The organism is Peribacillus sp. AS_2 (assembly GCF_026891895.1).
Classification (GTDB): domain Bacteria; phylum Bacillota; class Bacilli; order Bacillales; family DSM-1321; genus Peribacillus; species Peribacillus frigoritolerans.
Map to the genome: position 1 here is coordinate 86561 of NZ_JAPTGA010000004.1, position 12813 is coordinate 99373.

The 12813-nt window shown below is 39.3% G+C and carries 12 protein-coding genes and 4 pseudogenes; all 16 read right to left on the reverse strand.

Features of this window, described 5'->3' with window-relative positions; translation table 11 throughout:
• Positions 1–167 precede the first annotated feature (167 nt).
• Positions 168–725: a ribosome recycling factor gene (gene frr, locus OTG27_RS08280; protein WP_034313637.1), complete on the reverse strand. Its 558-nt coding sequence runs from the start codon at positions 723–725 to the stop codon at positions 168–170.
• A gap of 3 nt (positions 726–728) precedes the next feature.
• A complete protein-coding gene (pyrH, locus tag OTG27_RS08285; protein ID WP_034313639.1) occupies positions 729–1451 on the reverse strand; it encodes a UMP kinase in 723 nt (240 codons plus the stop codon).
• Between the two features lie 125 nt (positions 1452–1576).
• A complete protein-coding gene (tsf, locus tag OTG27_RS08290) occupies positions 1577–2461 on the reverse strand; it encodes a translation elongation factor Ts (RefSeq protein WP_034313641.1) in 885 nt (294 codons plus the stop codon).
• Positions 2462–2769: 308 nt separating this feature from the next.
• A complete protein-coding gene (rpsB, locus tag OTG27_RS08295) occupies positions 2770–3483 on the reverse strand; it encodes a 30S ribosomal protein S2 (protein ID WP_034313644.1) in 714 nt (237 codons plus the stop codon).
• 154 nt (positions 3484–3637) lie between these two features.
• Positions 3638–4273, reverse strand: coding sequence for a hypothetical protein (locus tag OTG27_RS08300; RefSeq protein ID WP_268936697.1), 636 nt, complete (start codon positions 4271–4273; stop codon positions 3638–3640).
• Positions 4274–4534: 261 nt separating this feature from the next.
• On the reverse strand, positions 4535–5299 hold the full coding sequence (locus OTG27_RS08305; RefSeq protein WP_268936698.1) for a FliA/WhiG family RNA polymerase sigma factor: 765 nt from the start codon (positions 5297–5299) through the stop codon (positions 4535–4537).
• Between the two features lie 124 nt (positions 5300–5423).
• The gene (locus tag OTG27_RS08310; protein WP_268936699.1) at positions 5424–5927 is read right to left on the reverse strand and encodes a chemotaxis protein CheD; all 504 of its coding nucleotides are present in this window, start codon (positions 5925–5927) and stop codon (positions 5424–5426) included.
• Positions 5920–6402: pseudogene (locus OTG27_RS08315) on the reverse strand (chemotaxis protein CheC); the annotation flags it as partial. The pseudogene OTG27_RS08315 and the gene OTG27_RS08310, both read right to left, overlap by 8 nt.
• Positions 6401–6748: pseudogene (locus OTG27_RS08320) on the reverse strand (magnesium and cobalt transport protein CorA); the annotation flags it as partial. The pseudogenes OTG27_RS08320 and OTG27_RS08315, both read right to left, overlap by 2 nt.
• A 5-nt stretch (positions 6749–6753) precedes the next feature.
• A pseudogene (gene fliF, locus OTG27_RS08325) lies at positions 6754–8254 on the reverse strand (flagellar basal-body MS-ring/collar protein FliF).
• Positions 8255–8422: 168 nt separating this feature from the next.
• Positions 8423–8731, reverse strand: coding sequence for a flagellar hook-basal body complex protein FliE (fliE, locus tag OTG27_RS08330; protein WP_268936701.1), 309 nt, complete (start codon positions 8729–8731; stop codon positions 8423–8425).
• A 22-nt stretch (positions 8732–8753) separates the two neighbouring features.
• Positions 8754–8987, reverse strand: a pseudogene (flgC, locus tag OTG27_RS08335) (flagellar basal body rod protein FlgC); the annotation flags it as partial.
• Entirely contained in the window at positions 8984–9175 is a 192-nt protein-coding gene (locus tag OTG27_RS08340; protein ID WP_307730043.1) for a flagellar basal body rod protein FlgB, read from the reverse strand. The pseudogene flgC and the gene OTG27_RS08340, both read right to left, overlap by 4 nt.
• Before the next feature lie 788 nt (positions 9176–9963).
• Complete coding sequence (gene codY, locus OTG27_RS08345) at positions 9964–10743, reverse strand: GTP-sensing pleiotropic transcriptional regulator CodY (RefSeq protein ID WP_057278408.1); 780 nt, start codon at positions 10741–10743, stop codon at positions 9964–9966.
• 107 nt (positions 10744–10850) lie between these two features.
• Positions 10851–12260, reverse strand: a complete 1410-nt coding sequence (gene hslU, locus OTG27_RS08350; protein WP_048684871.1) for an ATP-dependent protease ATPase subunit HslU — start codon at positions 12258–12260, stop codon at positions 10851–10853.
• Between the two features lie 12 nt (positions 12261–12272).
• Positions 12273–12800 (reverse strand): HslVU peptidase proteolytic subunit, encoded by a 528-nt coding sequence (gene hslV, locus OTG27_RS08355; protein WP_048684874.1) that lies wholly within the window; start codon positions 12798–12800, stop codon positions 12273–12275.
• Positions 12801–12813: the final 13 nt, after the last annotated feature.

A 12813-nucleotide genomic window follows, 5' to 3' on the forward strand; every position in this document is an offset into this window, starting at 1 on the left:
AAGGCCACCTCCAACGTTTGCATGCAACATACTAACTCAAGGAGTAATCATTATCGGAGAAACCTTATTATAACAGTTTTCTCCTTTAAGCACACCTATATGTTAGCACCAAGACATGACCCAGTATGGATTCGGCCCTCTTTATTTAATCAATTCTTCAATGGAAATTATACTTCCAAAATTTCTTTTTCTTTATCTTTTGTAATTTCATCGATTTTCGTGATATTGCCATCTGTCATCTTTTGGATGTCATCAGCATAGCCACGCAAATCATCTTCAGTGATTTCACCACTTTTTTCAAGCTTTTTCAAATCATCATTAGCATCGCGACGCACATTACGGACAGCTATTTTTGCCTCTTCCGCTTCTTTTTTCACAACTTTCACAAGCTCTTTTCTGCGCTCTTCAGTTAACGCCGGGATGGCTATCCTGATGATCGATCCGTCATTAGAAGGATTTAAGCCTAAGTCTGATTTCAAAATCGCCTTTTCGATTTCACCCAATACCGTTTTATCATATGGTTGAATGACTAACAGTCTAGCTTCCGGGACAGAAATACCAGCCACCTGATTAACCGGTGTCGGCGAACCATAATAATCAATCGAGATTCTATCAAGCAATGAGGCATTTGCCCTTCCGGCACGGATGCTTGCTAATTCACGTGTGTACGCTCCAATGGCTTTTTCCATTTTCGTTTTCGCATTCGAAATAACTTGTTTCGGCATCTTTTATTTCCCCCTTACAATAGTTCCAAGCGTTTCGCCTAAAACGGCCCGTTTAATATTGCCTTTTTCCATGATCGAGAAGACGATCAATGGAATATCATTGTCCATGCATAGTGAGGACGCAGTTGAATCCATTACTTCTAACCCTTCTTTAATCACATCAAGATAGGAAAGTTTATCATACTTCACTGCATTTTTGTCTTTAACCGGATCTGCATTGTATACGCCATCCACATTATTCTTCGCCATCAAGATGACATCAGCTTCAATTTCTGCAGCACGCAGGGCGGCAGTGGTATCCGTTGAGAAGTATGGATTACCTGTACCAGCTGCAAAAATCACCACTCTCTTTTTCTCTAGATGCCTGATTGCACGGCGTCTAATGTATGGTTCTGCTACTTGTCTCATCTCAATGGAAGTTTGCACGCGTGTTTCAATTCCAAGCTGATCAAGGCTGTCTTGTAATGCCAATGAGTTCATGACTGTAGCCAACATCCCCATATAATCGGCATTAGCACGATCCATGCCCATTTCACTGCCTATTTTCCCGCGCCAGATGTTTCCGCCACCGACAACAACAGCTACTTCCACATCAAGCTCAGCCACTTCCTTGACTTGTTCAGCAATGGATTTAATTACTGCAGGGTTAATTCCAAATCCTTCTTCACCGGCTAATGCTTCACCACTTAGTTTTAGAACGACACGTTTATATTTAGCGTTACTCATGAGAACCTCCAACTATGTAATCTTTTCATTCGTTCATCATGCTTTCTTGCAATACTGCCAAAAAATCATGACATTTCAAAAAATAGGGAACACAAGAGTGTTCCCCATTATTAATTATCTGACAATTAGTCTTTTTTAACTTGGTTCATTACTTCTTCAGCAAAGTTTTCTTGACGTTTTTCAAGACCTTCCCCTACTTCATAACGAACGAATGATTGGATTTTTCCGCCTTTTGATTCAACGAATTGTCCCACTTTTTGATCAGGGTTCTTAACGAAAGCTTGTTCGTTAACACAGATTTCTTCGTAGAATTTATTGATACGTCCTTCAACCATTTTCGCAACGATTTTTTCAGGTTTTCCTTCATTAAGAGCTTGCTGCGTAAGAACTTCGCGTTCGCGTTCTAATTCGCTAGCATCCACTTGGTCGCGAGAGATATATTTAGGGTTAATTGCAGCAATATGCATTGAAACGCTTTTAGCTGCCTCTTCGTCAGTTGTACCTTCAAGAACTGACAGTACGCTGATGCGTCCGCCCATGTGAAGGTATGCACCAAATGCGTCGTTATCTGTTTTAGAAACGACTTGGAAACGGCGAAGAGTTAATTTTTCCCCAATTTTAGCAACAGCAGCATTGATATGATCTGCAACTTTTGCTCCATTTTCCATTGTTTGCTCAAGAGCAGCTTCAACGCTTTCAGGTTTGTTCGCAAGAAGGAACCCAGCCAATTCCTTAACAAGAATTTGGAAGCCTTCGTTTTTAGCAACGAAATCAGTTTCAGAGTTCACTTCAAGAATAACCGCTTGGTTTCCTTCAACAACGATTGAAGTTAAACCTTCAGCAGCGATACGGTCGCCTTTATTAGCAGCTTTTGCAATTCCTTTTTCACGTAGGAAATCGATTGCCTTTTCCATATCGCCTTCTGTTTGTACAAGTGCCTTTTTACAGTCCATCATACCGGCACCAGTTTTTTCACGCAATTCTTTAACTAATTGTGCAGTGATTGCCATAATATATATCCTCCTCAAATTAAATGCAGTTTATTCAATCTTTACCCATTATTGCCAAAAAATACTTGTTATCATCAAAGAAAATAAGGAGCTTTGACAATATTTCCGAAAAACATCCACTTTTTCAGTCAATATGACGGAACTAAACCAGCTGATGATTTTCATCCCTTAAAAATCTCCCATACCTTTAAAAAAAGACATTCCGTACAGTGATTTTATGTATGTTTATTTAGTGCAAAAAAAAGGGATAAAAGGCATTATCCTCTTATCACCTTTTTTCTTACTGAATAAGCAACCTTTTTTACTTATTAAGCAGTTGTTGTTTCAGTTGCTGTTTCTTCGCCTTGTTTAGCTTCTAAGATAGCATCTGCCATTTTACCTGTTAATAATTTAACAGCACGGATTGCATCGTCATTCGCAGGAATAACTACATCGATTTCATCCGGATCACAGTTTGTATCAACGATACCAACAAGTGGAATGTGTAATTTGTGTGCTTCCGCAACAGCAATACGCTCTTTGCGTGGGTCGATAACGAAGATCGCATCTGGAAGAGTCTTCATATCTTTAATACCGCCTAAGAATTTCTCTAAGCGATCCCATTCTTTTTTAAGTTGGATAACTTCTTTTTTAGGAAGGACTTCGAAAGTTCCGTTTTCTTCCATTTTTTCGATATCTTTAAGACGAGCGATACGTTTTTGGATTGTTTCAAAGTTTGTTAAAGTTCCGCCTAACCAACGTTGGTTTACATAGTACATACCAGAACGGATAGCTTCTTCTTTAACAGATTCTTGAGCTTGTTTTTTAGTTCCGACGAATAGAACAGTACCGCCGTTAGCAGCTAGTTCCTTCACGAAGTTATAAGCTTCTTCAACCTTTTTAACTGTTTTTTGAAGGTCGATGATGTAGATGCCGTTACGCTCAGTGAAGATATATTTCTTCATTTTTGGGTTCCAGCGACGTGTTTGGTGTCCGAAATGCACACCAGCTTCAAGCAATTGTTTCATAGAAATGACTGACATTTTAGTTCCTCCTAAATGGTTTTGTTTTTCCTCCGCACCGATCATTTTCATACAGAAACTGTCGTAACAGCACCATCTGCAAGAATCACGGGGCGTGTGTATTAACACCATTTCATAATATATCATAATGACTCTTCACAATCAAGAGATAAGTTTATCTATTCATGCGAAACTTTAGTAATAGCTCTATCTCCGTTCGACCGCAACCTAACTTTTTGGCGATTTCCTCTATTGAATGTCCTTGATCCGCTAACATATCCACTTTTTCATTTAATGAACGTTCATTTAACGAAGCCTGCAGCATGTCCGAAAATTCCTTGGCAGCCGGCTTCCCTTGATTTTGAGGGGAAGTGGCAGCCGATGCAAGTTCCAATTTGTCCTCGACTTTTACGGGTAAAGCATTGGCCTCATTTTCTTCAGGCATTATTTTATAAGCGTTAATTGCCTGCTTTTTAGCGGCGGCACGACTTCCCGCTTTATACTCTAGCAGAATGTTTTGTTCTTGTTCTTGTTTTTCTTTCTTTGTTTCTTTGATTGAACTATGTTCTTGTCCTTTTTGTCCATGCTCAGGATTCATTGCCACCGAATTGTTGATTGCCTTTACCAGTGTCTCGTTATCCTCTTTCATCTCCATTAAATAACCAGACAAAAGTTGTTCCATTTCTCCAATGACGGCCTTTTGGTCTTTTTCCAACATGCTTAAACGATTTTGACGAAGATATAAAACGATGATGGCAAAAATGGTGAATATGTTCAATACAAACAACAGAAATATAAAAAATGCTGACATGCTGCCTCCTAATTAACCGGAATAGTCAATCCTGTTACCTTTAAACGGATGGGGATCTTTTTTCACTGTTGTTTTTTCTTGAGTACTTTCCCTATTCTCTTCTTGACAAAGTACAGTTCGAACATTCTGTGATTTCGAATCATTTATTGATGCAGGTATCCGCAAAAATTCTATCAAGTTGATTCACAGGTCTTTCTTCGTTCAATAGGAATCCCTAATGCCTTCCAGACTCCATAGCCCTTTTCAATGGAAGTATCTTCATTAAATCTTTTGATCTTGCATCGTGTTTCTTAATTTATAAATCGCTTTCGAGTGAATTTGGGATATCCGTGACGTAGATAGGCCCATCACTTGTCCGATTTCGGTTAACGTCAGTTCTTCTTTATAAAAAAGCTGTAAAACCAACTGTTCTTTTTCATTTAGGGTTTCAATGACTTTGGCTAATTCCTCATACAGTTCGTCCCTTAACACATGTTCCTCAGGTAAATCCGCCTTTTCATCTTTAATATGAAAATTCGCGCTTTCTTTATCGTCCTCTTGGGGATTTTCATCCATCGATAGTATATTGGCAAAGAAATTCTCATTTAATGCAGCATATACTTCATCTTCCGGAATATTCAATTCAGCGGCAATCTCAGTTGGCGAAAGGTTCCTCATGTATTGCTGCTCCAGCTTCTCTATTGCAGATTCAATTTTCTTGGCTTTATCTCTTGCACTCCGTGGAAGCCAATCCTCTTTTCTTAATCCATCTAAAATGGCACCACGAATTCTAAATGATGCATATGTGTCAAACTTGAGGTCACGCTTCGTATCAAAACGTTCCAGGGCATCGAATAACCCCATCATCCCTAAACTCCTTATATCATCCCGGCTCACATTTTTAGGAAGACTTACTGAAATACGTTGAACATGGTACGATACGAGAGGTACGTATTTCTTTACCAAAATGTCCCCGGCTAGCGGATCTCTGCAATCCACCCAATTTTTCCAACATAACTGCTCTTCTTCGATGGTCAGATGAGACATTGGACATCCTCCTAACATTGTTATACGATTTGTGATCAATACGGCCCTTAAAGCCATACATGCAATAATGATTCGGTTGCAAATGTACCTGTCATATTTTTGGCTTTTCAAGCCAAATCCGATCCTATATGTTTTTAGTCCCTTTTGTAACGGTCCGTATATTTAGCAGACAATCATTTAAATTGAATTCAATCGTTCTTCCGCTATTCCCGCCAACATCTTCGGCAACGATTCTAATCCGCAGGTCAGATAACTCTTTCCGGACAGCTTCCACATTCCGGGGTCCGATTCTCATTAAATCCCCTCCGGAGGCAAATTGAAACATTTGTGCTCCTCCAGCCAGCTTCGCTTTGAGGTATGGCATTCTTGCGCCTTCTTTGACTAATACCTGCACTAATTCCTTTATCGCCGTATCTGCAAATTTGGCAACATTGATCTGTCCCGATTTTGCGAGTGAAGAGTCTGGAAGCATAATATGGGCCAAACCTGCGATTTCTTTTTTTTCATCATAAATCACAACACCGACACACGATCCCAAACCTAAAGTACGAATCGTATATGGAGGTTTTATTATATTCATATCCGCTATTCCAGCCTTAACAACCTGGACCTTTACGGATTCAGTCATTAGGTGAAACTCCTAAGGCGGAAAAAATGATATCAAAAAATTCGGGATCAGGTAATAAAAAGAAATGTCCACTAACCGAGTCAGCAAAAAGCTTTTCCTTTTCAAGTACAGTATCGATGACGATGGCTGCGTCACTTACTTGAGATAATTCCAATAACCCATAACTGATCGTTGCCCCTACCATATCGATGCTCAAGGATGGAACGGATGGATAGATATTCAATCGGGTAAAATCAGAAAGGGAAGAGAGATAGGATCCCGATAAAATATTCCCTAATTCCTGAAGGCAAGAGAGTTCCAGTTCAGTATAGGGTGCGGATTCCATCAAAAAGGTTTCATCACCAGTCATCCTACGAATCAAGTATTGGGCTACAGGAAGTGAAAGGATAAAAAACATACTCCCTGAAGCATCACCTTCTATTCTAAGAAAAACGCTGGCCACGACGTGATCGGCCCCGCCAGCCATTTCCAACAAAGTCGAAAGGACGAACCTGTATGAATGATGTTAAACGGTTAATGATGGCGGTTGCCTGATCAGTGCCTAATGCCTTTTCCAGTACCTGCTTCGCATATCCTATCCCTCCCTGCGAGATGTAATCCTGTGCCAAAGCAATATTATGGAATTCATCCAGGATTTCTTCTTTATCATGGGAGTCCACTTTCCTCACTCCAGAGATTTCAAGGGTCTATCTCTCAATTTCCTCTTCAGTAAGATGCTTATATACGGATGCAGAAACATCCGGGCCTAAGGAAATAAGGAGGATGGCAGCTTTCTGTTTGCCAGTCAATCCGGCCTTTTTTTTCTTTCTGTCACTTTCCAAGCCTCCTAGTCTTCCGCTATCCAGCTTCTTAATAATTTTGCAAATTCATCCGGCTTTTCTTTTGCAAGTTTCTCCAATTGTTTTCTTTTTAAGGATGTTTCCGTTTCCTTCTCTTTGTTCAAATCCGGAACTTTGAATACGACCTCTTCCTCTTCAACCACGTACTCCTCTTCCAATTCAGCTAGTTTTCGGGACCGGAGGAATAAGATTAATAGAATGATAATGGCAAATATTAGCACTCCGCCGACGATGTATGCCCATATTGGTAACGAATGCTCCGTTTCATCTTTTTGCAATTTCATTTTTCCGTTAAAGGGCTGAACGGAAATCGCAATTTTATTATTAAGCTCCTCGTTCGTCAGTTCTTCCCCTTCAGCTTTTTTCTCGATTGTCGTGCGTATTATCATCCACACTCTGTTGAGATAAAGAATTCGGATCGTCAGCTGAAAGCAGTTCGACCATGACTTGAATACCTAAATCTTTAACTTTATATGGGCTTTCGACTATTTCTTTCTTGATTCGGTTCACTTCACCATTTATCGTTTCATCCACTTTTTCATAATCACCGGAACCGTTTGTGCCTTCAGCGTATTGGGTCCCCAATGAATCTGAGGAATCCTCACTTTGCGGAACGCCTCCTGCACCTGCTGCGTCCCTACTATACGATTCATTGATTCTTTGTGCAGAAATCTCAATCCCTGCCATATTTTCTTCATCGACCGGTTCAACTAAATTCTCTTCCCGATTCTCTTGAGTGAAATCAAGGTCTGTCGTGACTGAAACAACGACTTTGTCTCTTCCCATTATCGTTCCAAGCATATTTTGTCCCTGTCTTTGAATATCGCGTTCTTTTTTCTTTTTTATTTCGTTTTGGGTAGCAAATGCGGACGCAAAAGAAGAATTTTGATTTTCAAGATCGAAGTACTCAAACTCTTGGTTCATAATGATGATATTATCTGTAGGGAGATTCGGACCACTTTTTGAGACAAGATGATAAAGGGAATTGATTTGACCTTCTTCAAATTTATAACCGGGTTTCGTATTCAATATAATGGATGCTGAAGCTTCCCCAGCTGAATCACTGACAAAAACTCCTTCACCAGGAAGAGTGATCATAACACTTGCATCTTCCACTCCATCAATCTTTTTAATTAAATTGGCCAATTCCGTTTGCATCGAGTCCAATTTAATGACATTGAATTCATTTTCAGTCATTCTGATACCGGCACTTTGACTAAAAAAGGAATAGTCGATACTGCCTGATTCCGGAATTCCTTCAGCTGCCAGTTCCACTTTTAGTGAATCCAGTTTTTCTTCAGGAACTTTTATGGTCGTTTCATTTTCAGAAACTTCATTCATAATCCCTTGACTGTCTAAATTTTCTTTAATTCTCCCCGTTTCCAAAGGAGTTAAGTTAGGTTATAAGGGCCCAGCGTCGTACGCGTGGTTAGTATTGAAACTGCCGTAATGATGATGATAATTAATGCCGCCTGAACCAATCATCATGAATTTTTGTTTTTTACTGCGGCTTGTTCAGTAAGCAGTTATTTTATTTTTAAAGTTCACTAGTACTTCATTCATTTAAATCCCCCGGTCAGTCTATGAATTTATGATTGGGGGATTTCTTTTCCCCCTGGTCATTTTTCTCTATATTATGAGGTTAAAAAATGAATGCTATATACTCATTCTCATCATTTCCTGGTAGGCTTCCACAACCTTATTCCGAACCTCTAATGTAGCCTGCATGGTAACACTTGCTTTTTGTGAAGCTATCATCACCGAATGAAGCTCAACATCCTCTCCATTAACCAATGTGGTTGTAAGGTCATCAGATGTCACTTGTGTTTCGTTGACTTTATTCATTGATTCTTTTAATACCGACGCAAAATCCCTCTGTGCTTCGTATGGTGTATTAGTATTGTTTTGCTCTTTTTTCAGTACATGATTTGCATGGTTCACTGCCGAAAGAGAAATCCTCTCCATGACAACTTCTCCTTTCAAAATTTTATTTTCCGATTTCCAAAGCTTTCATCATCATTCCCTTTGATGCATTTAGAACTGTCACATTCGCTTTGTATGAACGTGTGACACTCATTAAATCAACCATTTCCCTTAGCGGGTCGACATTTGGCATTTCAACATAACCATCTTCATTGGCATCAGGATGGTCGGGATTGTAATCCAGTTCAAAAGGTGTTTTATCCTCTACTATTCCAGTCACCTTCACTCCATTCCCTACTTCGCTCGTTTTTCCGGTTTGAAGGTAAAGTGTCTTTCATCGGTACGATATGACTCGATGGAAGATTCCCGCTCCGCCTTAAAGTACTGTGTTTTGTCGACCTCTTTAGCTTTATAATTAGGCGTATCCGAATTGGCTATGTTCTGTGAAATGACTTTTTGTTTAGGCATTAGAATTATCAAGGGCATTTTCTAGTGATTGAAAAGTATTCAAAAATAATTCCACATCGATCACCTCTTTCTATAATTAACAGATAATTACTTTATCGACAAATTAACCCAACTCATTTTCGTTTTAATTTTAAAGAAACATTATAACTAAGTTCATAAACTATACATAGACTTTAGACCTATCATCATCGAAAATTGTCACAAATTGAATAATTTTGTCGTTTTTCTTAGTATAATTATAGGATTAATATTACGTAATCTTACATTTTAATATGATATTATACAAATTAACCAAATTTTATTTCTATTATCTTTTATATCATACCGGAAAACCATCCTATATACCTGATACTTTAGAACTAATTTTCACATTTAATTTCAAATAATTATTTTAATTTAGTTGATTTCACCCTTTTAAATAAAGGATTTATAAGAAAGAAACAGATTACAGCATTTTTTCTTTTTTGAAAAAAATCTTTTTATCAAAGTGTTGAACCATTCGACAAATTTCCCTAATGACTGAAAACCGTTATCGATAGTCTTTTAAGAATCAAAAAGTTGTCCTATCGTTCATTTACACCATTTCGACAGTTATAATAATATAATTACCCTTTATAAGAAATACTTAACTATATTTTGCTTCTAATAGAAAACATGCCCATATTCACATTTCCATTTTACCTGAATTACCTCTTTTCCCTTTCTCCCCCTGCCCTTCACCGCATTTGCCTGCTTGTCCGGGACAAGTAACACATCCAAATATCAAAAAAAAGGCAGCCCTTTTTCAAGGACTGCCTTTCTATATGTTAATTATTTTTAAGCTTCTCTAATTCAAGAAGGAATTTATCGTTCAATACCTTGATATAAGTACCTTTCATTCCAAGAGAGCGTGATTCAATGACCCCTGCACTTTCCAGTTTCCTTAGGGCATTTACGATAACGGAACGGGTGATGCCGACACGGTCCGCAATTTTTGATGCTACAAGCAGACCTTCATTACCTTTAAGTTCCTCAAAGATGTGCTCTATTGCTTCCAATTCACTGTAAGATAACGAGGAAATCGCCATTTGAACGACAGCTTTACTACGAGCTTCCTCTTCTATCTCTTCTGATTTTTCACGAAGGATTTCCATGCCGACTACAGTCGCACCATATTCAGCTAAAATTAAATCATCATCGTGAAATTTTTCTTGTAAACGGGCAAGAACCAATGTTCCTAAACGTTCTCCACCACCCATAATCGGTACGATCGTTGTTAATCCAGTTGCGAAAAGTTCCTTGTTTTCGACTGGGAAAGCAGTATATTCGCTTTCGATATCAAGGTTCGAAGAGGTTTCAGGAATATTGAACAGGTTTTTTGTGTACTCTTCAGGGAATTGTTTATCTTCCAACATTTTGTACATGCGTTCGTTTTCAATTTGCTGACTTACCGCGATGCCAAGTAATTTCCCGCGGCGGCTGACGACGAATACATTTGCTTCGATAACTTCACTTAAACTCTCAGCCATTTCCTTGAAGTTAACTGCTTTACCTGCTGCTTTTTGGAGCATTGCATTGATTTTTCTTGTTTTTGCTAATAAATTCATTTGATTTGTTCCTCCTAAAAATACCATGGTTCACAATAACTATGAAGTTGTATTTCCGTAATTTTATGTTCATTGCGTAGGCAAATCATTGCCAAAATTGTTTCTAATTAAAGGATAAACTGGCTTAAATCTTTGTTCCGGGCGATAGAACCAAGCTTACCTTCGACATATTGGGGTGTAATTGTAATCTTCTCCATCGTTATTTCCGGAGCTTCAAACGATAAGTCTTCAAGCAACCGTTCCAAAATGGTATGAAGTCTTCTTGCACCAATATTGTCTGTGTTTTGATTTACTTCGAAGGCCACTTCTGCTATCTTACGAACAGCATCGTCAGAAAATTCAATTTCTATACCTTCAGTTTCCAATAAAGCAACATATTGTTTTAACAAGGCATTATCCGGTTCATGCAGAATCCGTACAAAGTCGTCTACAGTCAGTTTGTTCAATTCTACACGAATTGGGAATCTACCTTGTAATTCCGGGATTAGGTCGGATGGCTTAGCCATATGAAAGGCCCCTGCAGCAATGAATAGGACATGATCCGTTTTAACGGAACCATATTTAGTCACTACTGTTGAACCTTCAACTATTGGCAGGATATCCCTTTGGACACCCTCTCTTGATACATCCGCTGATGAACTTCCAGATTGCTTACTCGCAATTTTGTCTATTTCATCTATGAAGATGATCCCATTTTGCTCAGCCCCGTATACTGCATCTGAAGTGACTTCATCCATATCAATCAATTTTGCCGCTTCTTCATTTGTTAATACGGTTCTCGCTTCACTTACTTTCAATTTGCGCTTCTTACTTTTTTTCGGCATCAAGCTTCCTAAAGCGTCCTGCATGTTCATCCCCATTTGTTCCATTCCCGAACCTTGGAGCATATCAAACATCGAAGCAGCCTGTTCTTCCACTTCGACCGTTATCATTTCACTTTCCAGCTCACCATTAGCCAGCTTTTCAGCGACGATTTTTCTTTTTTCCTGCAAACTTAAATCTTCGGAATTTTCTTCCGGGTCCTGTTCGTCTTGATTGTTATTGCCTCCAAAAAAGACTTCAAGAGGATTCTTGAAATTACTCTGTTTTTTTGTTGATGGCACTAATAACTCTATTAGGCGGCGATTTGCATTTTCTTCTGCCCGTTCTTTTACGCTGGCCATCTTTTCTTCCTTCACGAGGCGGACGGAAGTCTCAACCAAATCACGAACCATGGACTCTACATCACGGCCGACATACCCGACTTCCGTAAATTTTGTTGCTTCAACTTTTACAAAAGGAGCACCTACCAATTTAGCCATTCTCCGAGCTATTTCTGTTTTCCCAACACCTGTCGGTCCAATCATTAATATATTCTTCGGAACGACTTCATCACGAAGTTGATCCGAGAGAAGGGAACGTCGGTAGCGATTCCGAAGAGCCACTGCCACTGCCCGTTTTGCCTCACGCTGCCCAACGATATACTGATCCAGTTTTTCAACGATTTGCCTCGGTGTTAAATTAGCTTTTTTTGACATTTGCGCTCCTCCTTACAACTCTTCCACGATTATATTCGTATTCGTAAATACACAAATTTCCGCTGCAATTTGTAAAGATGATTGAGCGATTTCCTTTGCCGATAAGTGGTCGCTGGAAAACCGCATCAATGCCCTGCCGGCAGCCAATGCATAATTCCCTCCCGATCCTATAGCGAGAATCCCGTCATCCGGTTCAATTACTTCCCCGGTGCCAGAAACGAGCAGTAAATGGTTCTTATCCATCACGACTAGCATGGCTTCAAGCTTCCTCAATACATTGTCACTTCTCCATTGCTTTGCCATTTCAACGGCAGCGCGCTGAAGATTGCCATTATACTCTTCAAGTTTGGCTTCGAACATCTCAAATAAAGTGAAAGCATCTGCAACGGAACCTGCAAAACCTGCAAGGACATTACCATTAAAGATTTTTCTTACTTTCCTCGCTGTATGCTTCATCACTACTGAATTTCCTAAAGTAACCTGCCCATCACCGGACATGGCACATTCACCTTTATGATGCACTGCAAATATCGTTGTCATAAAGTGTCCCCTT

What these genes read in the sequence shown, in the direction of transcription:
- frr (WP_034313637.1), bottom strand. Translation starts at nt 725, where the DNA reads ATGCCGAAACAAGTTATTTCGAATGCGAAAACGAAAATGGAAAAAGCC.
- pyrH (WP_034313639.1), bottom strand. Translation starts at nt 1,451, where the DNA reads ATGAGTAACGCTAAATATAAACGTGTCGTTCTAAAACTAAGTGGTGAA.
- tsf (WP_034313641.1), bottom strand. Translation starts at nt 2,461, where the DNA reads ATGGCAATCACTGCACAATTAGTTAAAGAATTGCGTGAAAAAACTGGT.
- rpsB (WP_034313644.1), bottom strand. Translation starts at nt 3,483, where the DNA reads ATGTCAGTCATTTCTATGAAACAATTGCTTGAAGCTGGTGTGCATTTC.
- OTG27_RS08300 (WP_268936697.1), bottom strand. Translation starts at nt 4,273, where the DNA reads ATGTCAGCATTTTTTATATTTCTGTTGTTTGTATTGAACATATTCACC.
- OTG27_RS08305 (WP_268936698.1), bottom strand. Translation starts at nt 5,299, where the DNA reads ATGTCTCATCTGACCATCGAAGAAGAGCAGTTATGTTGGAAAAATTGG.
- OTG27_RS08310 (WP_268936699.1), bottom strand. Translation starts at nt 5,927, where the DNA reads ATGACTGAATCCGTAAAGGTCCAGGTTGTTAAGGCTGGAATAGCGGAT.
- fliE (WP_268936701.1), bottom strand. Translation starts at nt 8,731, where the DNA reads ATGGAGAGGATTTCTCTTTCGGCAGTGAACCATGCAAATCATGTACTG.
- OTG27_RS08340 (WP_307730043.1), bottom strand. Translation starts at nt 9,175, where the DNA reads ATGCCCTTGATAATTCTAATGCCTAAACAAAAAGTCATTTCACAGAAC.
- codY (WP_057278408.1), bottom strand. Translation starts at nt 10,743, where the DNA reads ATGAATTTATTAGCAAAAACAAGAAAAATCAATGCAATGCTCCAAAAA.
- hslU (WP_048684871.1), bottom strand. Translation starts at nt 12,260, where the DNA reads ATGTCAAAAAAAGCTAATTTAACACCGAGGCAAATCGTTGAAAAACTG.
- hslV (WP_048684874.1), bottom strand. Translation starts at nt 12,800, where the DNA reads ATGACAACGATATTTGCAGTGCATCATAAAGGTGAATGTGCCATGTCC.